Source organism: Variovorax paradoxus (assembly GCF_024734665.1).
GTDB lineage: Bacteria > Pseudomonadota > Gammaproteobacteria > Burkholderiales > Burkholderiaceae_C > Variovorax.
The window spans coordinates 5,998,343-6,024,402 of the sequence record NZ_CP102931.1 but is presented as its reverse complement, the minus strand read 5'-3'; the positions used below and the strand labels follow the sequence as shown (position 1 = coordinate 6,024,402).

General features: G+C 66.9%; 6 protein-coding genes. 5 read left to right on the top strand and 1 reads right to left on the bottom strand.

The genetic code is table 11. From position 1 onward, the window contains the following. Positions 1–50 precede the first annotated feature (50 nt). Both NWF24_RS28285 and NWF24_RS28280 read left to right on the top strand, forming a co-directional pair. Positions 51–1,904, top strand: coding sequence for a sensor histidine kinase (locus tag NWF24_RS28285; RefSeq protein ID WP_258351434.1), 1,854 nt, complete (start codon positions 51–53; stop codon positions 1,902–1,904). Positions 1,905–1,911: 7 nt separating this feature from the next. Then, complete coding sequence (locus NWF24_RS28280; RefSeq protein ID WP_258351433.1) at positions 1,912–3,279, top strand: sigma-54-dependent transcriptional regulator; 1,368 nt, start codon at positions 1,912–1,914, stop codon at positions 3,277–3,279. Between the two features lie 15 nt (positions 3,280–3,294). On the opposite strand, the gene NWF24_RS28275 is transcribed toward NWF24_RS28280, so the two are convergent. Beyond that, complete coding sequence (locus NWF24_RS28275; protein ID WP_258351432.1) at positions 3,295–4,020, bottom strand: response regulator transcription factor; 726 nt, start codon at positions 4,018–4,020, stop codon at positions 3,295–3,297. A 71-nt stretch (positions 4,021–4,091) separates the two neighbouring features. Here NWF24_RS28275 and NWF24_RS28270 point away from each other — a divergent pair, with 71 nt between their 5' ends. The 3 genes from NWF24_RS28270 (at position 4,092) to NWF24_RS28260 (ending at position 26,020) form a co-directional block, all read left to right on the top strand. After that, on the top strand, positions 4,092–6,080 hold the full coding sequence (locus NWF24_RS28270; RefSeq protein WP_258351431.1) for a sensor histidine kinase: 1,989 nt from the start codon (positions 4,092–4,094) through the stop codon (positions 6,078–6,080). A gap of 463 nt (positions 6,081–6,543) precedes the next feature. Beyond that, a complete protein-coding gene (locus NWF24_RS28265) occupies positions 6,544–7,233 on the top strand; it encodes a winged helix-turn-helix domain-containing protein (protein ID WP_258351430.1) in 690 nt (229 codons plus the stop codon). Positions 7,234–7,264: 31 nt separating this feature from the next. After that, entirely contained in the window at positions 7,265–26,020 is an 18,756-nt protein-coding gene (locus NWF24_RS28260) for an Ig-like domain-containing protein (protein WP_258351429.1), read from the top strand. Positions 26,021–26,060: the final 40 nt, after the last annotated feature.

Below are 26,060 nucleotides of genomic sequence, written 5' to 3'. Positions count from 1 at the left end.
ATCGGGCTGCCACCGATGCGGACGGCCCGGCCTTGTGCAATAACGCTCCCATGATTTCAAGGGAGCCGGCCCGGCGTTTCGATGGACCTACCGACAATGCCAGGGGATGGCGCGGCCTGCCGCGCTGGTGCGGCGCACTGGCCCTGGTGGCCGTGGCCGCCTTCGCAGGCCACCAGATCGCCATGCAGGCCGGCCTGGCGCGCCTGCGCGAGGCGGCCGAGCACCGGCTCGACATGCTCGCGACCGGGCTCGACGCCGACCTGGCCCGCTTCGACTACCTCCCCGCGCTGCTTGAGATGACGCCCGTCGTGCCGGCGTTGCTCGGCACGCCGACCGACACGCGGCTGCGCGACGTGGTCAACCGCTACCTCGACGGCGTCAACGCCACGGCCGGCGCCGAGATGCTCTATGTGCTCGACGCCGCCGGCACCTCGCTGGCCGCATCCGACTGGGACAAGCCCGGCACCACCGTCGGGCAAGACCTGTCGTTCCGGCCCTACGTGATCGATGCGCTGGGGCAGGGCAGGGGCCGCTTCTACGGCGTGGGCATCACCAGCAAGCGGCCGGGCTACTACCTTTCGTATGCGTTGCGCCGCGGCCAGTCCGCGCGCGGCGTGGTGGCCGTCAAGATCAACCTCGAAGAGACCGAGCGCGCCTGGCGCAAGCTGCCGGGCGACGTGGCGCTGATCGACCAGCGCGGCGTGGTCATTCTTTCCACGCGCGACGACATCAAGTTCCGTCCGCTGCTGCCGCTCGATGCGCTGCAGCGCGCCGAGGTGCTGCGCTCGCGCCCCTACGGCGAGGCCACCCTGCAGCCGCTGCAGTGGACGCAAAAGGAGGCGCTCGATCGCGATGTGCAGGTGATCTCGCTCGACGGCGTGGACCAGCTTGCCTCGGCCCGCACCCTGCGTGGCGCGCCGTGGCAGCTGGTGGTGCTCGACGACCTGGCACCGCTGCGCGTGGCGGCGCGCAATGCGGCCATTACTGCCAGCCTCGCGATGGCGGTGCTGCTGCTAGTGGCCGTCGCGCTGTGGCAGCGCCGCCGCGCGGTACGCCAGAAGCTGGCCAACCAGGCGGCGCTGCAGGCGGCGCACGACACGCTCGAATCGACCGTGGTGGCGCGCACCGCGCAGCTGCGCGCCGCACAGGGCGAGCTGGTGCATGCCGGCAAGATGGCCGCGCTGGGCCAGATGTCGGCCGGCGTGGTGCACGAACTCAACCAGCCGCTCACGGCCATGCGCACGCTGTCTGAAAGCGCCACCATCCTGCTCGACAAGAGCCGCCTGGACGACGTGCGCGGCAACCTCGAGCGCATCCGCGGCATGGTCGACCGGCTTGCGCGCCTGACCTCGCAGCTGCGAACCTTCGCCTACAAGGGCGAGCTGCCGCTGGCGCCAGTGCAGCTGTCGCATGCCATCGCCGACGCGCAGGTGATCGTCGCCGAGGCCTCGAAGAAGCAACGCGTGACCATCGAGGTCGACGTGCAACCCCCGGCGCTGAGCGTCATGGCGGAAGACGCAGCCCTGGGCAGCGTGCTCGCGAACCTGATGCGCAACGCCATCGACGCCATGCAGGACGCGCCGGTCCGCACGCTGCGCCTGGAGGCGCGGCCGAAGGAGGGGCGAGTGCTCCTGTCGGTGACAGACACCGGCTCGGGCATTCGCCCCGACATCCTGCCGCGCCTGTTTGAACCCTTCGTCACCGGCAAGGCCGCGGGCTCGGGGCTGGGCCTGGGGCTCGTGATCTCGGCACAATTGGTGCGGTCCATGGACGGCTCGCTGCGCGCGGCCAACTTGGACAGCGGCGGGGCATGCTTCGTCATCGACCTGCCTGCCGCCATTGCCGTGATCCACACCCCGCCTGTCCCATCCCATTCCCCCCTTTCCATTGCACAACAGGAGTGACCCCCAAGTGAGCGAAGCCCCTGCCATCCGGGTGCTGCTGGTCGAGGACGACGAAGACGTCCGCATCAGCACGACCCAGGTGCTGACCCTGGCCGGTTTCGAGGTCGAATCCTTCGCGAGCGTCGAGCGCGCGCGGCCGCACATCGGCTTTGGCGTGCCGGCCGTCGTCATCAGCGACGTGCGCCTGCCGGGACTGAGCGGCACCGAGTGGCTGCCCGAGCTGCGCAACGTCGATGCCGAACTGCCCGTGATCCTGGTCACCGGCCACGGCCACATCGCAATGGCCGTGCAGGCCATGCGCGAGGGCGCCTACGACTTCATCGAAAAGCCTTTCAGCTCCGAACGGCTGGTGGCCATCGTGCGCCATGCCATCGAGCGCCGGCAGCTCAGCCTGCAGGTGCGCGCGCTGCGCGACGCGCTGGAGAACTGGCAGGGCATCCAGTCGGTGCTGATCGGCCGTTCGGCGCAGATGCAGCAAGTGCGCCAGACCGTGAAGACGCTGGCCGAGACTTCAGCCGACGTGCTGGTGTACGGCGAGACCGGCACCGGCAAGGAGCTGGTCGCGCGCTGCCTGCACGACCACAGCGCGCGCCGCCGGCAGCATTTCGTGCCGCTCAATTGCGGCGGCCTGCCCGAGTCGCTGGCCGAGAGCGAGCTGTTCGGCCACGAGGCCGGCGCCTTCACCGGCGCCAGTCGCATGCGCGTGGGCAAGTTCGAATACGCCAGCGGCGGCACGCTGTTCCTCGACGAGATCGAGAGCATGCCGATGGCGGTGCAGATCAAGCTGCTGCGCGCGCTGCAGGAGCGAAGCATCGAGCGCATCGGCTCCAACAAGACCATTCCATTCGACTGCCGCGTGGTGGCCGCGAGCAAGGACGACCTGAAGGCCATGAGCGACCAGCAGAAGTTCAGGGCCGACCTGTACTACCGCTTGGGCGTGGCCTTCATCGAGCTGCCGCCGCTGCGTGAGCGGCGCGAAGATATTCCACTGCTGTTCGAACACTTCACCCTGCAGGCCGCGAGCCGCTACGAGCGCCCCGCGCCGCTGCTGAGCAACGCGCAGCTGGCCGACCTGATGGCCTACGCCTGGCCCGGCAACGTGCGCGAGCTGCGCAACGTGGCCGACCGCTTCGTGCTGGGCCTGCTCGGCGAGCGCCTGACGCAGACGCGCGGCGGCAACAGCGCCGAAGGCGTGCCCGCCTTGCCGCGCGGGTTGCCTCAGCAGGTGGAGTCGTTCGAACGCGCGGTGATCGTCGAGGAACTGCGCCGCCAGCACGGCGACCAGCCGGCCACGGCCGCCGCGCTGGGCATTGCGCGCCAGACACTGCACGACAAGGTGCGCAAGCTGGGCGTGACAGTGGACGAGTTCAAGTAGCGCACCGTACGCACCTCAGGCCTGGAATTGGTAGCCGGTGCCCCTGACGGCGTGCAGCGGCAGCGACATGCCCGCCGCAAGCGCCTTGCGCCGCAGGCGGCTGACCACCGCGTCCACGCGCTGAAGGTCGAAATTCTCGAGATCACCGCCGAGCGCGGTGGCGAGCTGCGAGCGGTCGACGGGCTTGTTGCGCTGCTTGAAGAGGCAAGCCACGATGGCCCGCTCCGACATGGTCAGGCGAAGCGCCCGCCCGTCGGGGTCGCAGAGGATCCAGTCGCCTTCCTTGAGCGTCCAGCGTCCCGTGCCGCGCGGGGCAGCCGGTGGTTGCGCCCGTTCGGCGCTGCTCTTCGATGCCTTGATGCGCCGGTAGACACCTTCGAGCGTGGCCGCGAGCTCTTCGGCATGCACCGGCTTCACGAAATAGGCGTCGGCGCCGCCGCGCAAGCCGCGAACGCGGTCGTTGAGTTCGCCGCGCGCGGTAGCGAACACGATGCCGACGTTGCTCGCGGAACGCAGGTGCTGGGCAATCGAAAATCCGTTCTCGTCCGGCAGTTCGATGTCGATGACGACGATGTCGCAGCGGCTGACGGCATAGGCCCGGTAGAACTCGGAGGCCGTCGAGAATCCCGAGGCTACGAAGCCCAGCTGGTTGAGGCTGTAGACAAGCGCTTCCTGAAGGTCTTCTTCGTCTTCGATCAGATAGACGACTATTTTTTTATCGGTGTCGGGTCTTGTGGTCATGGTGCGCCTCTCTTCGGTTTTTCGGGATCGAGAGTGCTGGGCGTCGAAGGTAAGCCGGATATATCAATAGCATGAAAACAAAACCCTGCCTTGTTCTTTTTTTCGCAGTATTGCTTTGGCTGTTTTCTCAGGGCGCGGAAGCTCTTGTTCTGCAGGAAAGCAAAGGGCAGGAAGGGCCGATTTCGTTGGCTGGGGAAGCGGAAATATTCCGGGATGCATCCGGGAATATCAACATCGAGGACATCTTATCGACAGATGGAGGCATAAAGTTTATACCCAGGGATGTCCGTTATCTCCAGAAGCACTCGGACGACATTTTCTGGATCCGTTTCTCATTGCAGCAAGAGCCCGGTGCAACGTCCGACTGGGTCGTGCAGATATTTCCGACCTGGGTCGACGATGTGAGGGTGTACAGCCAGGATCCGGCTGGAAAAATATCCCTTCATCAATTGGGAGACAGGCATCCATTTGCAAGCCGGGCCATACAGACCAGCGTGCTGGCTTTTCCGGTGGCCCTGGATTCTTCGCCCAGAACCTATTACCTGCGAATAAAAACGCATGGGCCGACCGTTTTCGATCTGAATGCCTGGCAGAAATCGACCCTCGAAAAATCGGAAATCAACCGGACGATATTCTTTTCCGCGTTTGCGGGAGCGATCTGCGTCATGGTCTTCATGAACCTGATTTTCTGGGCGTGGCTGCGAAGCAGCATCTATCCGATCTACGCGCTGTTCCTGGTGGCCATGCTGGTCGCAATTGTTGCCATGCAGGGGTATTCGAGCTCGCTGTTCTTCCCCGATGACCCGCTGCGCGCCGACCGCTTTGTCGATGTGACGTCGTGCGCGCTGATGTCGATTGCGGCCGTGTTCGCGTGCCGGTTCTTCAACTATGGCCAGTACTCGGTCTGGGCGGCGCGGTTCGTGTACCTGGCAGCGGCCGCCTTCGCCGCGATGATTCCGTTTTCCCTCTGGGGGGGCATCGGCAACATCATCCAGTCGGCGGTGCATCTCGAAATAGCCGTCGCGCTTTTCAACCTTGCATTCGTCGTGTGGATCGTTGTCGGCCGTGGCGCTCGCCAGTACCTTCTTGCGGCGGTGGTCTTCGGCGTGGTGGACCTGTCGTGGCTCTTCTTCTCGCTGGTGCTCCTGGGCTATGTGCAGGTGGACCAATCGTTCATTCTGGAAACCCTGATCCCGTTCTCGCAGCTGGCGAACCTTGCGTTGCTCAACTTCGCGGTGGCCAGCCGTTCCAGGCAGGCGGAGCTGAAGCTGAGAGCCCAGCGCAAGCGCGCCTTCGACTCGATGAAGGTCGCCAAGCAGGCGCTGGAAGAGAGAGTCCGCCAGCGCGAGTTCGTGGCCATCGTCTCACACGAGTTCCGCACGCCGCTGGCCATTGTCGACGCGGTGGCGCACGCGCTGGAGCTGTCTCCGTCCGGGCAGGACGACCGGGTGAAGCGCAGCGTCGGGAAGATCCGCAAGGCGATCCGCCGGCTCGCCGCACTTATCGAGAACATTCTGCTGGACGACGCGCTGGAGGTCGGCTCGAGGCCCGTCGCCCAGAGCTTCGATCTCTGGGACGTGATCGAGAACATCCGCAGCATCGGGCTGCCTGAGGACAACGCCCGATTGAGTATCAGCGTGGCGCAGGGCCGGGCGATATGCAGGGGAGACCAGACGCGGATTGAAATGGCAATCCGGAATCTGGTCCGGAACGCCTTGAAATACTCGCCGGCGGATTCGGCGGTCGACGTTCGGTGCGATGCGGGCGCGGGCTCCTTCAGCGTGACCGTTTCGAACAAGGGAGCGCCGATTCCGGAGTCCGAAAGAAGCAGCCTGTTCGAACGCTATTTCAGAGGAGCCGGATCTGCCCACGTGCCCGGCTCGGGGCTTGGGCTGCACATTTCACGCACCATCGCCCTCCAGCACGGTGGCGACGTCACGCTGGTTGCCAGCGACGGCGAAGGCACAGTGTTTCGCCTGACATTGCCGCTGGACCTCGGGCATCAAGACCAGGAAGCGCCCGATGCGGCAAGTTTCGAGGCGCCCGCGCTGAAAGTGTGAAGTTTTCGATGCGAAAAAGAAAACGTTTTCATTGCCTCGGATAGGCATTTATTGCCAGTTTCCGTCATTAACAAGTGGCAAACGAGGCCGCGCATGTGCATCTTTTCTGGGTGCCGAGCTGAAAGCGCGATTTCCTGCATGGCGTGAGGCGAAAGTTCGCATTTTTTAAGCTTCCTGGCTTGCTAACGACGGTCATTAAGTGTCTTTAATCGTCATTGTCTAATGTGATTGTGAGCCGATACATTCCGCTGCCCAAAAGGTCATAGCGGAGTGCGGCGAGACGCCTCTCCGCAACATTCATCGTTGAACGGAGAGGTTGGAATGATTTCGTCAGAGTCCTGCGCTCACGGCTTGCGCCTGCAAGCATGCGAGTGGAGCGCGGTCGGTGCAATCGCGAAGGCCAGGGTGCCCGATGCCCTCGGCCTATCCCCGGAAGAAACGTTCTTGCTCATGGAGGTGCTCCATGGTGCAAACGGCAGTTGATCTGCTCGCGCAGCAACATCAATCGACTGCGCCGCCCCTTGCCACATTCGATCTGCTGGGCAACTTCGCGAATGCGCTGCATGCGGGCCAGCGCTTCGGGCTGGTGCTTCTGACCTTGCCTTCGGGGGCCGACATCCATTGGTTGCAGGCCATTCGCGGCCTGACCGACGCACCAGTGCTGTTTGCGACCAATGCAGACGGCGCAGATGCATTGCAGCGCATCAGCGGTCAATTTCCCGGTGAAAAGAATTTCGATTTTGTTCTTCCTCCATTCAATCTGGAGGAAATCAAATCGAAGGCGCAGCGCTTGCTGAATCGGGCCGCCCTTGCTGCTCCGAGGACGGCAGGAAATGAGCTCCTGGTTTATCGGGGCTACCGCTTTCAGATTGGCGAACGCAAGGTTTTCCATGAAGGGCATGAATTGCGCCTGCAGCCCCGCGAGTACGACCTCGCCCTCGAATTGTTCCGTAACCGGGATTGCCTGATGAGCAGGGAGCGGTTGCATACCCTTCTGTGGCGGGACATAGTCAATTTGCGCTCTCGTGCACTGGATGTGTGTGTTTTCAAGATTCGCAGGAAATTGAATCTGGAGCCGGTAAACGGATTGATGCTGCGATCTGTATTCGGGCAAGGATACAAATTGCAGACGGTGACGCCGTCGGGCGGCTAATTAATTAAATCTAATATCAGGGAGTTTATAAATGATCGAATTTGAAGTAATTGGCAAGCGTGGCGGCGGTGTCCGCAAGGCTTTGGTGAACGAAACCACCCTTGACCAGGCGTCGGTTGTCCGCATCGGCCTGCCGCAAGGGCAGATCAAGGGAATGCGCCGCGTCGGCAACGATCTGGTCATCACCGCCGTTTCGGGCGAGGTCATCACCGTTCGTGAGTTCTTCACGTCGTTCGATGGCAACAAGAGCGACCTGGTGCTGAGCGACGACAAGGGCGGCCTTTGGCTGGCCAAGCTCGGCGAAGGGCAGGGCGCCCTGGCGGCCGACTATTCGAGCATCGATTCCATCGAGCCTCTGTTGCTGCATCAGGACTTCAACTTCGGCGTGCTGCCCTGGCTGGTCGGCGGCGGGCTGGCTCTCGCGGGTGCCGCTGGCGGCGGCGGCGGAGGCGGAGGTGGTGGTCAGCAACTGCCGGTTCTGCCGCTCGCAGCGCCGGGCGACACCACGCCGCCGGGCAAGCCCACCGTCAACCCCGCCAATGCCAGTTCGATCACCGGCACCGCTGAGCCGGGCACGATCGTCAAGGTCACCGACAGCACGGGCAAGGAAATCGGCAGCGCGACCGTCGCGCCCGACGGCAGCTATGTCGTCCATCCCACCACGCCGCCGCCGCACGGCATGGAGCTTCGCGTCGTCGCCGTGGATCGGGCCGGCAATGCCAGCCCCGACGCCCGGACGACCGTCGACAGCACGCCGCCCCAGGTGCCTACGATCGATCCCACCGATGGCAGTCCCATCACCGGCACCGCGGAGCCCGGCTCGGTGGTCACGGTCATCGACGCAAACGGCACCGTCATCGGCCAAACGACTGCAGCGCAGAACGGCGCCTACAGCATCACGCCGGCCACGCCGCTGAGCCACGGCACGGTGATCAACGTTGTGGCCGCAGACGCGGTCGGCAATGTCAGCCAGCCGGCCACGACCACCGTCGACAGCGCGGCTCCGGCAAGGCCCACCGTCAACCCCACCGACGGCAGCCCCGTCACGGGCACGGCCGAACCCGGCTCCCTGGTCACGATCAAGGACAGCGCGGGCAAGGTCATCGGCAGTGCGACCGCTGCACCCAACGGCACGTATGCCGTCACCCCCACCACGCCGCCGCCCCACGGCACGGTGATCAGCGTCGTTGCAACCGACCCGGCCGGCAACGCCAGCCTGCCCGCCACGGCCACGGTCGACAGCAAGGCGCCCGATGCGCCGACCGTCAACCCGACCGCCGGCAGCCCGATCACCGGCACGGCCGAAGCCGGCACTCTCGTCACGATCAGGGATGACTCGGGCAAGCTCGTTGGCAGCGCCACCGTCGCTGCCAACGGTACGTACAGAATCGCGCCCGCGACGCCTCCGGCAAACGGAACGCAATTGCGCGTTGTCGCCACCGATGCCGCCGGCAACGCCAGTCCGGAAGCCAGGGCCACGGTCGACAGCGCGCGACCCGATGCACCGACCGTCAACCCGACGGATGGCAGCCCCATCACCGGTACGGCCGAGGCCGGCTCGGTCGTCACGATCAAGGACGGCCTGGGCAACGTCATCGGCAGCACGACCGCCGCAGTCAATGGCGCCTACAGCTTCACCCCGGCGAAGCCTCCGGCCGATGGCACGGTGATCAACGTCGTGGCGACGGACGCGGCCGGCAATGCCAGCCTGCCCGCCACGACCAAGGTCGACAGCACGCCGCCCGCTGCGCCGACCGTCAGCCCGACAAACGGCAACCCGATCACCGGCACGGCCGAGGCCGGCTCGGTCGTCACGATCAAGGATGGCCTGGACAACGTCATCGGCAGCACGACTGCGGGGCCCAACGGCACCTACGCCATCACCCCGGCGCAGCCTCCGGCCGACGGCACGGTGATCAACGTCGTGGCGACGGACGCGGCCGGCAACGCCAGCCAGCCCGCCACGGCCACGGTCGACAGCACGCCGCCCGCTGCACCGAAGGTCAACCCGACGAACGGGAACCAGATCGCGGGCACTGCCGAAGCCGGCGCTGTCGTCACGATCAAGGACGACTCGGGCAAGGTCATCGGCAGCGCCACCGTCGCTGCCAACGGCACGTACACCATCACGCCCGCGACCCCCCCGGTGGATGGCGCTGTGCTACACGTTGCCGCCACCGATGCGGCTGGCAACACCAGTCCCGAAACCAAGGCAACAGTAGACAGAACGCCCCCGGCCGCGCCCAAGGTCCACCCAACCGACGGCGACCCGATCACGGGCACGGCCGAACCCGGCTCGGTCGTCACGATCAAGGACGGCCTGGGCAACATCGTCGGCAGCGCCACCGCCGCGGCCAACGGCACGTACCGCGTCACCCCGGCAACCGTTCCGGCGGACGGTACGGTGCTTCACGTTGTCGCCACCGATGCGGCGGGCAACACCAGCCCCGAAGCCACGACCGAGGTCGACAGCACGGCGGTCGACATGCCTACGGTCAACCCGACCAGTGGCCGCCTGATCACTGGCGCGGCCGAAGCCGGCTCCCTGGTCACGATCAAGGACGACGCAGGCAACCTCATCGGCAGCGCCACCGCCGGGCCCAACGGCACGTACAGCGTCACGCCGGCAGCCACTCTGCCGGACGGCACCGTGCTGCACGTCGTTGCCACCGACGCGGCTGGCAACCCCAGCCCCGAGGCCACGGCGACGGTGGACAGCAAGCCTCCGGCCGCACCCACCATCAACCCGACCAACGGCAGTGCAATCACGGGCACCGCCGAGGCCGACTCCGTGGTCACGATCAAGGACGGCGCGGGCAACGTCATTGGCACGACGGTCGCGCTCAATGGCAAGTACAGCATCGCGCCGGCGGCCACCCTGCCCGAGGGCACCGTGCTGCGCGCTGCCGCCGCCGATGCGGCTGGCAACACCAGCCCCGAAGCCACGGCCACGGTCGACAGGGCTGCACCGGTCATCAGCGTCGCGATCGTCAACGACGCCAACAACGACGGCTTCATCAACGCCAGCGAGAAGGGCGCCGACGTGACCGTGAAGGTCACGCTCGTGTCCGGCGCAGCCGTGGGCGACGTCATCAGCCTCACCGACGGCACGGCCACGCCCAGCGTCACGCTGACCGCGGCGGATGTCGCCAACGGCTTTGTCAATGTCTCGTTCGCCAACCCGGCCGAAGGCAGGACGCTTCGCGTCAGCGCGACCAGCCGCGACCTTGCCGGCAATGTCTCCACGTCTGCGGTGGCCGACAGTGCGGTCCTCGACACGACCCCTCCGGCCGCGGTCATCGCTGCGGTCACGGACAACGCCGGCCCGGTGCGAGGCCCGCTCGCCAACGGCAGCACCACCGACGACACCATGCCCACGTTCGGCGGGAGCGGCGCAACGCCGGGCGACGTCATCAAGGTCTTCGACAACGGCAGCGTCATCGGCAGCGCGACGGTCGATGCCAGCGGTAGCTGGAGCGTCAAGCCCGGCACGTCGCTGGGCGAGGGCGCGCACAGCATCACGCAGACGGCCACCGATGCCGCAGGCAATGCCAGCGCTGCCGGTGCGCCGCTGGACTTCAAGGTCGACACCACGGGCGTGCCCGTCAGCCTCAAGCTGGCGTCCGGGCGCCAGCCAAAGACATTCCCCGACGGATTCACCGACGAAACCAGCCCGACGCTCGAGGGCAAGACCACGGCAGGCGCCGTCGTGACTGTCACGGAGGGTGCGAACGTTCTCGGCTCCACCACGGCGGATGCCAGCGGCAACTGGCGCCTCGCGCTGCCGGTGCAGAGCGAAGGAGCGCATCAGTACACGGCCACCGCAGTGAACGCCGCCGGCACCAACAGCAAGGCCGCCCTTGCGTTGACCATCGACGCGACCCCGCCGGCCGTGCCGTCCATCGCCGAGGCCATGGACGACGCCGGCTCGGTGCGGGGCCCGCTCGCCAACGCCGGCTTCACCGACGACACCACCCCCACGTTCGCCGGAAGCGGTGCGACGCCGGGCGACAAGATCAGGATCTACGACAACGGCATTGCCATCGGCAGCACAACGGTCGAAGCCGATGGCAGCTGGAAATTCGCCTTCACCGGAGCGAACACACCGCTGAAGCAGGGGGTGCACCGGTTCACCGCCACGGCCCTCGACCCGGTGGGCAACGAGAGCGCGCAGTCGCCGGCACTTATCGTCACCGTCGACACGACCGCTCCACCACCGCCGGCCGCCGCGACGAGCTATGCCGACGACGCCGGTGCGGTCAAGAACCCGGCAAGCGTTGCCGCGACCACGGACGACACCACGCCCGGCATCAACATCGGCACCGTTGCAGTCGGCCTGACCCCGTCGCTGTATGTCGAGGGCATCAAGGTCGCGGCAACCTATGACCCGGCCACCGGCACGCTGACGCCGAGCAACCCGCTCGCCGAGGGCGAACACCAGCTCAGCTACACGCTGACAGATCAGGCCGGCAACGAGAGCCCGCGTTCGGGCGCCTTCAGGGTCGGCGTTGACACCACGCCGCCTCTGGCGCTGGACGCCTCCAGGATCGAGGTGCTGGACAACGTGGGCGCCGTGAAGGGCCCGCTGGCCGCCGGTGCGCAGACCGACGACAGCAAGCCGGAGTACACCGGCAAGGCCGACCCGGCGCAGGTGTCGAGCATCAACATTTACGACAACGGCAAGCTGATCGGCAGCACAGCGGTGAATGCCGACGGCAGCTGGCGCTTTACGCCCGACCTGCCCCTGGCCGAGGGAGCGCACAGCCTCACCGCGCAGGCCGTGGATGCGGCGGGCAACGTCAGCGTCATCACGCCCGCATCGACCTTCACCTTGGTGGGCGATCGGCCCACGCCACCGGCTATCACCGGCGTGAGCGACGACAGGGGCAGCGTGAGCGGCAACATCGCCAAGGACGCCAGCACCGACGACACCACGCCCACTCTGAGCGGCACCGGCACTGTCGGCACCGTCGTGACCGTGTACGCCGACGGCGTGGCCGTGGGCTCTGCCAGCGTGGCTGCCAACGGCACCTGGAGCGTGACCACCAGTCCCTTGAGCGGGGACGGCGTCAAGAACCTGAGCGCCGTCGCGGTCGACGGCGCGGGCCAGGCCAGCCTGGCCACGGGGCTCTACCCGATCGTGCTCGACACCACGGCGCCGGCTACTCCGGGCGTGGTCGCGGCCGTGGATGACCAGGGCGCAGTCACCGGCCCGATCACAGCCGGCGGCACCACCGACGACGCCTCGCCAACCTTCGGCGGCAACGGCGTGAAGGCTGGTGACACCGTCAGGGTGTACGACGGCGCCACCCTCATCGGCAGCACCACGGCGGCAACCGATGGCGCATGGAGCGTCACGCCCAGCAAGCCGCTGGGCGAGGGCGCGCACAGCATCACGCACACGGTCACCGATGCCGCTGGCAACACCAGCGCCGCCAGCGCGCCGCTGGACTTCAAGATCGACACGACGGATGTCGTCGTCAGCATCACCCATGCGGCGGACGACCAGGGCAGCGTGCGAGGCAATCTTGCTCCCGGTGCGCGTACCGATGACACCACGCCAACGCTCGAGGGCAAGGCCACGGCCGGCGCCATCGTGACCGTCAAGGAAGGCGCGACCGTTCTCGGCTCCACCACGGCGGATGCCAACGGCAACTGGAGCCTCACGCTGCCGGTGCAGGGCGAGGGGGCGCACGAGTACAAGGCCACCGCGGTGAACGCCGCGGGCAAGAACGGCGAAGCCAGCCTTGCACTGACCATCGACACCAGTGCACCGGACGCGCCGCGTGTCGCTGCGGTAGCGGACGACGTCGGCTCGGTGCAGGGCGCGCTCGTCAACGGCGCAGCCAGCGACGACACAACGCCCACGCTCACCGGCAGCGGTGCGACGCCGGGCGACGTCATCAAGATCTACGACAACGGCAGCACTATCGGCAGCACGGCGGTCGGGGCCAACGGCAGTTGGAGCTTCACGCCGACCACGCCGCTGACCGAAGGGGCACACCGGCTCACCGCCACGGCCATCGACCCGGTGGGCAACGAGAGCAGGCCCTCGGGCGATTTCGTGGTCAACGTCGACACGACCGCGCCGGCCGCTCCAGCAGCCGTAACCAGCTATGCCGACGACGCCGGTGCAGTCAAGAACCCGGCGAGCGTCGCAAAGACCACGGACGACGCCACGCCCGGCATCAACATCGGCACGCTTGCTGCTGGCTCGACGCCATCGCTGTATATCGACGGAGTCAAGGTCGCGGCAACCTATGACCCGCTCACCGGCACGCTGACGCCGACCAATCCGCTCGGCGAGGGCACGCACCAGTTCAGCTACACGCTGACCGATCCGGCCGGCAACGAGAGCAGGCAGTCGCCGGCACTCGCCGTTGCCGTCGACACGAGCGCGCCGAACGTGCCGCCCATCGCCGCGGCCACGGATGACGTCGGCTCGGTGAAAGGCCCGCTCGCAAGCGGCAGCACCACGGATGACACCTTGCCCACGCTCGCCGGCAGCGGCGCGACGCCGGGCGATGTCGTCAAGGTCTACGACAACGGCAGCGCCATCGGCAGCACGGCAGTCAAGGCCGACGGCAGCTGGAGCTTCACTCCGGCCACGCCTTTGGCCGAGGGCGCGCATCAGCTCGGCTACACGCTGACCGATGCTGCTGGCAACGAGAGCAAGCCGTCACCCGCACTTGCCATCACCGTCGACACGACCGCTCCGGCCGCACCAGCCGCCGCGACGGGCTATGCCGACGACGTCGGTGCGGTCAAGGACCCGAAGAGCGTTGCCGCGACCACCGACGACACCACGCCCGGACTCAACATCGGCACGGTTCCGGCCGGCTCGACACCGTCGCTGTATGTCGACGGCACCAAGGTCGCCGCGACCTACGACCCGGCCACCGGCACGCTGACGCCGACCAACCCGCTCGGAGAGGGCGCGCACCGGATCAGCTACACGCTGACCGATCCGGCCGGCAACGAGAGCCCGCCTTCGGGCTCGCTCGCGGTCACCGTGGACACCACGGCGCCCTCGGCGCTCGATGCTTCCAAGATACAGGTGCTGGACGACGTGGGCGCCGTAACGGGCCCTATCGCCGCCGGTGCGCAGACCGACGACAGCAAGCCGGCGTACGTCGGCAAGGCCGACCCCGCGCAGGTGTCGAGTGTCAATGTCTACGACAACGGCAAGCTGATCGGCAGCACGGCAGTGAATGCCGACGGCAGCTGGCGCTTCGAGCCCGCGCTGCCCTTGGCCACGGGCCCACACAGCCTTACCGCGCAAGCAGTGGATGCGGCAGGCAACGTCAGCGCCATCACGCCCGCATCGACCTTCACCGTGCTGGGCGACGCGCCCGCTGCACCGGCAATCACCGGTGTGAGCGATGACAAGGGTAGCGTGAGCGGCAGCGTTGCCCAGAACGCCAGCACCGACGACACCACCCTCACGCTGAACGGCACCGGCACGGCCGGTACGGTCGTGATCGTGCGCGCCGACGGCGTGCCCGTCGGATCGGCCAGCGTGGCGGCCAACGGCACGTGGAGCGTGACCACCAGCCCCCTGGGCGGCGATGGCGTGAAGAACCTGAGCGCTGTCGCGGTCGACGGCGCAGGTCAGGCCAGCCCGGCCACGGGCATCTACCCGATCGTGCTCGACACCACGCCGCCGCCCGCCCCGGGCGTGGTCGTGGCCACGGACGACATCGGCTCGGTGCAAGGCCCGCTCGCAAGCGGCGGCACCAGCGACGACACTACGCCCACCTTCACCGGCAGCGGTGCGACGCCGGGCGACGTCATCCAGGTCTACGACAACGGCAGCGCCATCGGCAGCACGACGGTGAAGGCGGACGGCAGCTGGAGCTTCACGCCCAGCACACCGCTGAGCCAGGGTGCGCACAGCATCACGCAGACGGTCACCGACGCCGCGGGCAACACCAGCGTCGCCAGCGCGCCGCTGGACTTCAAGGTCGACACCACGGATGTCGTCGTCAGCATCGCCCAGGCGCTGGACGACAAGGGCAGCAGGCAAGGCAATCTCGCCTCTGGTTCGCTTACCGACGACACCACGCCGACGCTCGTGGGTACGGCCACGGCCGGCGCCGTCGTGACTGTCAAGGAAGGCACTGTCCTTCTCGGCTCCACCGCGGCGGATGCCAACGGCAACTGGCGCCTCACACTGCCGGAGCAGAGCGAGGGAGCGCACAAGTACACGGCCACTGCGGTAAACGCGGCCGGCAAGAACGGCGAGGCCACCGTTGAGCTGACCTTCGACACGAGCGCGCCAAGCGTGCCGGCCATCGGCGCAGCCACGGACGATGTCGGCGCGGTGCAAAGTCCGCTTGCGAGCGGCGGCGCCACCGACGACACCACGCCCACGCTTACCGGCATCGGCGCGACGCCGGGCGACGTCATCAGGGTCTACGACAACGGAAGCGCCATCGGCAGCACGACAGTCAAGGCCGACGGCAGCTGGAGCTTCACGCCGACCACGCCACTGGCCGAGGGTGCGCATCGGCTCACCGCCACGGCCATCGATCCGGTAGGCAACGAGAGCAGGCCCTCGGGCGACTTTGCGATCAACGTGGACACGACTGCTCCGGCCGCTCCGGCAGCTGCGACGAGCTATGCCGACGATGCTGGTGCGGTCAAGAACCCGGCGAGCGTCGCCAGGACCACGGACGACACCACGCCCGGTATCAACATCGGCACGCTTACGGCCGGCTTGACGCCATCGCTGTATGTCGACGGCGCCAAGGTTGCCGCGACCTATGACCCGGCCACTGGCACGCTGACGCCGGCAAACCCGCTCGGCGAGGGCACGCACCAGCTCAGCTACACGCTGACCGACCCGGCCGGCAACGAGAGCAAACAATCACCGTCGCTCGCCATCACCGTCGACACGACCGCGCCCGCCACTCCGGCTGCCGCGACGGGCTATGCCGACGATGCCGGTGCGATCAGGAACCCGGCAAGCACGGCCGCGACCACCGACGACACCACGCCCGGTATCAACATCGGCGCGGTTCCGGCTGGCTCGACACCATCGCTCTATGTCGATGGCACGAAGGTCGACGCGACCTATGACCTGGCCGCCGGCACGCTGACGCCAACCACCCCCCTGGGCGAGGGCGCACATCAGATCAGCTACACGCTGACCGATGCGGCCGGCAACGAGAGCAAGCCGTCACCGGCACTCGCCATCACCGTCGACACGACCGCTCCGGCTGCTCCGGCAGCCGCGACGAGCTATGCCGACGATGCTGGCGCGATCAGGAATCCGGCGAGCGTCGCAGGGATCTCCGACGACACCACGCCCGGCATCAATATCGGCACGGCTCCGGCTGGCTCGACACCGTCACTGTATGTCGACGGCACCAAGGTCGCGGCAGCCTATGACCCGGCCACCGGCACGCTGACGCCGACCAACCCGCTCGGCGAGGGCACGCATCAGCTCAGCTACACGCTGACCGATCCGGCCGGCAACGAGAGCCCGCGTTCGGGCGCCTTCACGCTCAACGTGGACATCACGGCGCCCGCAGCGCTGGACCCGTCTCTGATCCAGGTGCTGGACGACGTGGGTGCCTTAACAGGCCCCATCGCCACTGGTGCGCAGACCGACGACAGCAAGCCGGTGTACACCGGCAAGGCAGACGCCACGCAGGTGTCGAGCATCAACGTCTACGACAACGGCAAGCTGATCGGCAACACGGCAATGAATGCCGATGGCAGCTGGCGCTTCGAGCCCGCGCTGCCCTTGGACACGGGCCCGCACAGCCTCACCGCGCAGGCTGTGGATGCTGCAGGCAACGTCAGCGCCATCACGCCTGCATCGACCTTCACCGTGCTGGGCGATGCGCCCGCTGCACCGGCGATCACCGGTGTGAGCGATGACAAGGGTAGCGTGAGCGGCAGCGTTGCCCGGGACGCCAGCACCGACGACACCACCCTCACGCTGAACGGCACCGGCACGGCCGGTACGGTCGTGATCGTGCGCGCCGACGGCGTGCCCGTCGGATCGGCCAGCGTGGCCGCCAACGGCACGTGGAGCGTGACCACCAGCCCCCTGGGTGGCGATGGCTTGAAGAACCTGAGCGCCGTTGCGGTCGACGGCGCGGGCCAGACCAGCCCGGCCACGGGCGCCTACCCGATCGTGCTCGACACCACGGCACCAGCTACTCCGGGCGTGGTCGTGGCCACGGACGACCAGGGCGCAGTCACCGGTCCGATCGTGGCTGGCGGCAGTACCGACGACGCCTCGCCAACCTTCGGCGGCAGCGGAGCCACGGCCGGCGACACCGTCAGGGTGTACGACGGCGCCACTCTCCTCGGCAGTGCCACCGTCAAGGCCGATGGCAGCTGGAGCTTCACGCCCAGCACGCCGCTGGGCCAGGGCGCGCGCAGCATCACGCACACGCTCACCGACGCCGCTGGCAACACCAGCGTTGCCAGCGCGCCGCTGGACTTCAAGGTCGACACCACGGATGTCGTCGTCAGCATCGTCCAGGCGCTGGACGACAAGGGCAGCAAGCAAGGCAACCTCGCCTCCGGCGCGTCCACCGACGACACCACGCCGACGCTCGTGGGCACGGCCACGCCCGGTGCCGCCGTGACCGTCAAGGAAGGTTCGGCCCTTCTCGGCTCCACCACGGCGGATGCCAACGGCAACTGGAGCCTCACGCTGCCGGTGCAGGGCGAGGGTGCTCACAACTACACCGCCACCGCAGTGAACGCCGCGGGCAAGAATGGCGAAGCCAGCCTCGCGCTGACCATCGACACGAGCGCGCCGAACGTGCCGGCCATCGGCGCAGCCACGGACGACGTCGGCTCGGTGCAGGGCCCGCTCGCCAACGGCGGCGCCAGCGACGACACCACGCCCACGCTCACCGGCAGCAGTGCGACGCCGGGCGACGTCATCCAGGTCTACGACAACGGCAGCGCCATCGGCAGCGCCATCGGCAGCACGACGGTGAAGGCCGACGGCAGCTGGAGCTTCACGCCGACCACGCCGCTGACCGAGGGAGCACACCGGCTCACCGCCACAGCCATCGACCCGGTAGGCAACGAGAGCAAGCCGTCGGGCGACTTCGTGATCAACGTGGACACCACGGCGCCCGCAATCAAGGCCACGCTCGGCGCGATCAGCACCGACACCGGCACGAGCAATAGCGACTTCGTCACCAGCGACCGCACCCTTGTGGCAACGGTCACGATCGATTCGGCAATGGAAGCAGGCGCCACGGTGCAGATCTCGCTGGACAACGGCAAGACCTGGAACAACGCCACGCCGACCGGCGGCAACACCTACCAGTACGACAACACGGCCACCTCGCTGCCCGATGGCAGCCATACGTTCCTGACACGCGTGGTGGACGCGGCAGGCAACGCGACCCCGGCGATCTCGCAAGTCGTGGTCATCGACAACAGCGGACCGACTACCGACAACGCCGTGGCCATCACCGCCTACACCGACGACGTTGCGCCCAACACCGGCGAATACGGCAGCGGGACCAGCACGAACGACACGACTCCAGTGCTCAAGGGCACGGTCGATGGCCTGAAGACCGGCGACGTCGTGCAGATCTACGAAGGCACTGTGCTGCTGGGCACGGCTACCGTGACAAATGCCGCGTGGACCTTCGCCACGCCGGCGCTGGCCAACGGCAGTGCCCACACCTACACGGCGGCGATTGCCGACGCAGCAGGCAATAAGGGCACCACCTCGGCGGTCTTCTCGCTGACGGTGGACACCACGCCGCCGCCGCAGGCCGCGACCATCGTCTCGTACACCGACAACTTCGGCACGAACAAGGGTGACTTTGCCAGCGGCACGAGCACCGACGACACCACGCCGGTACTCAACGGCACGCTGAATGCAGCCATCGGCGCAACCGACGTGGTGCGAATCTACGAGGGCACGACGCTGCTGGGCACCGCCACGGTGACCGGCACGAACTGGAGCTTCGACCTGCCGGCACTGACCAGCGGCAGCGCCCACACCTACACGGCGGCAATTGCCGACGCGGCAGGTAACGAAGGCGCGGCCTCGCCGGCCTTCTCGCTGACCGTGGACACCACGGCGCCGGTGCAGATCGCGACCATTGCCACATACACCGACAACGCCGGCACGAACAAGGGCGACTTTGCCAGCGGCACGAGCACCGACGACACCACGCCTGTACTCAACGGCACGCTGAATGCAGCCATCGGCGTGACCGACGTGGTGCGAATCTACGAAGGCACGACACTGCTGGGCACCGCCACCGTGACGGGCACCAACTGGACCTTCGCCACCCCGGCGCTGGCCAGCGGCAGCACCCACACCTACACGGCGGTCGTGGCTGACGCAGCGGGCAACCAGGGCACGGCTTCGAACAGCTTCTCGCTGACCGTGAGCACGAGCGCGCCAGCGCAGACGCCCAGCATCGTCACGTACACCGACGATGCCGGAGCGAACCGTGGCGACTATGCCAGCGGCACAAGCACTGACGACACCACCCCGGTACTCAACGGCACGCTGAGCGCAGCCATCGGAGCAACCGACGCGGTGCGCATCTATGAGGGCACGACGCTGCTGGGCACCGCTACGGTGACCGGCACGCGCTGGACCTTCGCCACGCCGGCACTGGTGGGCGGAAGCACCCACACCTACACGGCCGTGGTGACCGATGCCGCCGGCAACGAAGGCACGGCCTCCGACCGCTTTACGCTCACGGTGGACACGACCCCACCGACGCAGTCCGCGGCAATCACAAGCTACACCGACAACCAGGACCCGCAGCAAGGCATCTTCGCGTCGGGCAGCACGACCAACGACACCATGCCGCTGCTCAATGGCACCTTCGCGGGCACGCTCGGCGTGGGTGAGGTGGTGGCTATCTATCGCGACGGCATCCGCCTCGGTGCAGCCACCGTGACCGGTGCCGCGACCTGGACCTTCCAGGACGGCGGCCTCGTCAACGGCAGCAGCTACAGCTACACCGCTCGCGTCGAAGACGCGGCGGGCAACCAGGGTGGTGCTTCGGCTGTCTTCACGCTCACCGTCGACCAGACCGCGCCCACGGCGCCGCCTTCGATCGACGGCGTTGTGGACGACGTGGCGCCCGTCACTGGGCCGATCACGTCGGGCGGAAAGACCAACGACACCCAGCCCGAGCTGAAGGGTTCGGGCGCGGAGCCGAACGGCACCGTCAAGGTCTACGACAACGGCGCTCTGATCGGCACTGCCACGGCAGATGCCGCCGGCAAGTGGACGTTCACGCCCACGCTGGCCGACGGCGCACACAGCCTGACGGTGAGCAACGTCGACGCGGCCGGCAACGAAGGTCCGCAATCGACGCCGCTGGCCTTCACGGTCGACACCATTGCGCCGTCTCAATCGACAGTCGTGACCGCGGTCAACGACAACCTCGATCCGCTGCAGGGCGCGGTGGCGAACAACGGCTACACCAACGACCTCACGCCGCAAGTGGCGGGCACCATCTCGGCCGCGCTGAACGCCGGCGAGACGGTGGTGGTGCTGCGCGATGGCACGGTGGTCGGCACCGCGACGATGACCGACGCAATCCACTGGATCTTCAACGACACGGGCCTGGCCAACGGCCAGACCTACAGCTACACCGCGCGCGTCGAGGATGTGGCGGGCAACCGCGGCGCGATCTCGGGCGGCTACGCCATCACCATCGACGCCTCGGCGCCGCCGCAAACGGTGACGATCTCGACCGTCTTCGACAACGCCGATCCGGTCCAGGGCAACGTCGCCAACGGCGGCACCACCAACGACTCGCAGCCCGAGCTGCGAGGCGCGCTGTCGGCCGGCCTGGGCGGCAACGAAGTGGTCGTTGTCTATCGCAATGGCGCGAAGGTCGGCAATGCGTCGGTCACGGGAACCAGCTGGTCCTTCACCGACACCACTGGCCTCGCCGACGCGTCGAGCTACAGCTACACCGCCCAGGTCGAAGATGCCGCCGGCAATGCCGGTGCGGCCTCATCGCCCTATGCCATCACGCTGAAGACCAACGGCTCGTCCACCACCGCCACGATCACGGCGGTGACCGACGATGTCGATCCGCAGCAAGGCACCGTGGCCAACAACGGCGAAACCAACGACACGACGCCGCAGGTCACGGGCTCGATCACGGCAGCGCTGCAGGCAGGCGAGAAGGTCGTCGTGCTGCGCGACGGCGTGGTGGTCGGCACCGCGACCATGACGGACGCGACGCACTGGACCTATGCAGACAGCGGCCTGGCTGCCGGCGCCACCTACGTCTACACCGCCCGCATCCAGGATGCGGCTTCCAATGCGGGGGGCGACTCCAACGCCTACGCCATCCGCATCGACACCACCGCGCCGACGCAGACGGTGACACTGGTCCGCGCCATCGACAACGTCGACCCAGTCTCGGGCGACATCCCGGCCAACGGCAGCACGAACGACGACACGCCGATGCTTGAGGGCACGCTCTCGGCGGCGCTCAGCGGCACCGAACAGCTGCACGTGTTCCGCAACGGCGTGCACGTCGGCATCGCGAAGGTGACCGGCACGGCCTGGACCTTCGAGGATGCAGGCCTCTCGACCGGCTCGACGTATACCTACGCGGCCAGGGTCATGGATGCGGCCGGCAATGCCGGCGCTGCCTCCAACAACTTCTCGCTGACCGTGAGCACGACCCCGCCGCCGCAGACGGCAAGCATCGTTACGTACACCGACGACGCCGGAGCGAACCGGGGCGACTATGCCAGCGGCACGAGCACCGACGACACCACGCCGGTACTCAATGGCACGCTGAGCGCCGCCATCGGTGCGACCGAAGCGGTGCGGATCTACGAGGGTACGACGCTGCTGGGCACCGCCACGGTGACTGGCACGAGCTGGACCTTCGCCCTCCCGGCGCTGGCCGATGGCACCACGCACACCTACACGGCGGTGGTGGCCGATGCGGCAGGCAATCAGGGCACGGCTTCGAGCGCCTTCACGCTCGGGGTGGACACAACCCCACCACCACAGACGGTGGCGATCGCAACCTACACCGACAACAACGACCCGCAACAAGGCATCTTCAGGTCGGGAAGCACGACCAACGACGCGACGCCGCAGCTCAACGGCACTTTCACCGGCACGCTCGGCGCGGGTGAAGTGGTGGCTGTCTATCGCGACGGCACCCGTCTCGGCACCGCCACCGTGACCGGCGCCGCGACCTGGACCTTCCAGGACTCGGGCCTCGCTGACGACACCACCTACAGCTACACCGCCCGCGTCGAGGACGCGGCGGGCAATCGGGGCGGCGCTTCGGCTGCCTTCACGCTCACCGTCGACCAGACGCCGCCTTCGGCAGCGCCTTCGATCGACAGCGTCATGGACGATGTGGCCCCCGTCACCGGGCCCGTCACGTCGGGTAGCGCGACCAACGACGCCCGGCCCGAGCTGAAGGGTTCGGGCGCGGAGCCGAACGGCACGGTCCGGATCTACGACAACGGCACGCTGATCGGCTCCGCAACGGTGGACGCTGCGGGCAAGTGGAGCTTCACGCCCGAAGCCGGCAAGGAGCTTGCCAACGGCGCCCACAGCCTGACGGTGAGCAGCGCCGATGTGGCCGGCAACGAAGGCTCGCAATCGGCCCCGCTCGCCTTCACGGTGGACACGGTCGTGCCGCCCAAGGTCGCGACCATTGCCAACTATGCAGACGACGTGGGCCCGGTCAAGGGGAACTTCGGCAGTGGCACCACGACCGACGACGCCAATCCGGTGCTTACCGGCACGCTGACGGCTGCGCTCGAGCCGGGAGAGGTGCTGCGGATCTACGAGGGCTCGACGCTGGTGGGAACGGCGACGGCCAGCGGCACCACCTGGACCTACGAACTCGGCAATCTCGCGGATGGAGCGACTCATACCTATCGGGCAGTCGTGGCCGATGCGGCAGGAAACGAAGGCTCCCCGTCGAGCAACTTCACGCTGACCGTGGACTACGCCGTGACGGTCAACAACCAGGTGACGGTCGATAGCACGCCGATCGTCACCGGAGCGATGCCCTTCAAGCTGTCCAACGGCGAGTACATCGAGGTCACCGTTGACGGCAAGACTTACAGCTCGGCCAATGGCGCAGTGGTCGTCGATCCGAAGCACAACACCTGGTATGTGCAGCTGCCATCGGCTATCGCACTCGGGTCCTACGACGTCCAGGCCGTCGTCAAGAGCGCATCCGGCACGCGGATTGCGGCCGACGACACCAAGGGCGAACTGTCCGTCTCCGCAGCGCCGACGGTGACTGTCGGATCCGCGGCCAGCGATCCGAACCAGAAGGCGACTGCCTACACGCTCGGAGAGAACGGCATGTGGCGCATCCATACCAACCAGACGATGCTGGATGCCAGCGGAACCGACAGCGCCTCGCTTGGCAGCTTCAATCAAACCCATCTGTGGAGCAACACCAACGAAACGGGGAGCTTTGGGTACAACTCGGGATATGCCGGACGCAACTACGTTCAGAACGCAACGTTCATGGACTTCAACCGCGACGGGCACATGGACCTGTTTGCCGAAGACAGCACCTATGACGATGGTCAGCAGGCTTTCATCTTCGACGGCAGCCGCTACACCGCGGTGCAGGTCGGCGGGCCGTCCGCCGTAGGCGGCGACAAGCTCACCCTGGGCAGCGCAAACACGTTCAGCTGGTACGGCGGCGTGATGGCCTTCGACAAGACGGGCGATGGTTTTACCGACCTGGCCTATGGCGACCAGACGCCCAACGACTCCACGAGCGGAGGAGGGTACGACTCCCAGGTCGTGTTGAACCAGGACGGCAGCATCCTCGGCATGACCAAGGACAGCGGTTACACCGATGACCAGGCAGCCACTCCCGGCCCTGCGAATTCGAGCAACTACCAGAACGCCACTTTCGACATGGAGTTGTCGGGCGTCGATCTGAATAACGACGGCAAGGTCGATATCGTCTATCACGCGACGGCGGGTGTGACGAAGATCGGAGGGCCATCGGCCAGTGCGTCCACGGTCACAACTTCCGAGCCGCATCGCCTGGTCGTTGCGACCAACAAGGGCGACGGCACCTGGGAGAACACGCAGGTCATCGAGAAGACGTTCCAGCGCGGTGACGATGACCCAGCCTTTGGCAACGGCATTTCCATGACCTGGGCCGACTTCAACGGCGACGGCTACATGGACCTTTTCATGGGCCGCGGCTATGGCACGACGCCCGAAGCGCAGTACCAAAGTCGCATCCTGTTCAATGACGGCGCTGGCAAGCTGAAGATGCTCGACTTCGATGGCAACAAGATCGGCTCCGAGCCGGCAGGCATGTACTTCTTCGACGACATGGGGGGGACCTGGAACGGCCTTCGGCTGGAGGGCGGCCCTTCGCTTTCGGTGGACTGGAACGGCGACGGCAAGATGGACGCCATCGAACTGCCCGGCTTCGGCAACACCGGCGGCATGAGGACGGAGGGCGTTACCGGACCCATCAATCTCTATACGAACACAAGTTCGGGAGCCTCGGTCAGCTTCAGCACGACCAATCTGCTCGGTGGCTTCTTCGAAGAGATCGGGGAGTGGACCGGCAACCCCCTGACCAACAACGCCGTCACCGGCGCCATCGCAGCCGACATCGACTGGGACGGCGACCGGGATCTCCTGGCGTTCACCCAGAGGGGCAACACGAAGTTCGTCGCCAACACCAGCACGGTGGCCGACGGCACGTCGCTGCACTTCCGCATCTTCGATGCGCAGGGCATCAACGCGCTGTATGGCAACACCGTCCAGTTGTTCGACTCGTCGGGCAAGCTGGTGGGCACGCAGATGATCAATCCGCAGTCCGGCAACCAGACCAACGACAGCTCGGCCATCGTCGATTTCTACGGGCTGAATCCGAAAGAGACCTACACGCTGGCGCTTCTGCGCATCGTCAACGGTGCTGCGGCAGACGTCGGCGGCCTGGGCAACCTGGGCGGCAACACGATCGAGAACGTGAATGCCGCCTGGACCGGGCTGAAAGCCGGCGAGGCAAACCATGCCTTCGTGCTGACCGCCGAATCCGGGACCAACGTCGCCAACGCCGACATCGGCAACGGCATCGTCGGAACCGGCTACAACGACACCTTCTTCGCCACCCAGGGCAGCGACAAGTACGAGGGCGGTGGCGGTGCGGTAACGGTGTCCGGCATCAGGGCCTGGAGCAACACCGGCGGTATCGACGTCGTCGACTACAAGCTCGCGGGCAGCACCCCGCTCACCATCGACCTGGGCAACACCGGCGCACAGAACACCGGCTTCGGTACGGCGACCTTCAAGAACATCGAAGGCCTGGCAGGCGGCAGCGGTGCCGACACTTTCACCGACAACGCGGGAGACAACGTGTTCGAAGGGCGTGCCGGCAACGACACCTTCAAGCTGACGGGTGGTGGCAAGGACACGCTGCTGTACAAGCTGCTCGCAACCGCCGACGCCACGGGCGGCAACGGCGCGGATGCGGTCAGTTCGTTCGAGGTCGGGACTTTCGAAGCCACGGCCAATGCGGACCGCATCGAGCTGAAGGATCTGCTGGTGGGCTACACCGCCGACGCGGATGGCGCGGCGCGCTACATCAACGGCGTGGCCACCATCGATTCGGGGGATGCCATCGGCAACTACCTGAGCGTGACGGTCAGCGGCGGCAACACGACGTTGAACATCGACCGCGACGGATCGGGCGGTGCCTATTCGGCAACGGCGCTGATCACGCTCAACGGCGTGACTACCGACCTCGCCACGCTGCTGGCCAACCACCAGCTCGTGCTGGCCTGACGCTCATCGCCGGATGAAAGAAAAGGGGCGCACCCCGGTG

Coding starts and splice junctions, on each gene's coding strand:
- NWF24_RS28285 (WP_258351434.1), top strand. CDS start 51: ATGATTTCAAGGGAGCCGGCCCGGCGTTTCGATGGACCTACCGACAAT.
- NWF24_RS28265 (WP_258351430.1), top strand. CDS start 6,544: ATGGTGCAAACGGCAGTTGATCTGCTCGCGCAGCAACATCAATCGACT.
- NWF24_RS28275 (WP_258351432.1), bottom strand. CDS start 4,020: ATGACCACAAGACCCGACACCGATAAAAAAATAGTCGTCTATCTGATC.
- NWF24_RS28270 (WP_258351431.1), top strand. CDS start 4,092: ATGAAAACAAAACCCTGCCTTGTTCTTTTTTTCGCAGTATTGCTTTGG.
- NWF24_RS28260 (WP_258351429.1), top strand. CDS start 7,265: ATGATCGAATTTGAAGTAATTGGCAAGCGTGGCGGCGGTGTCCGCAAG.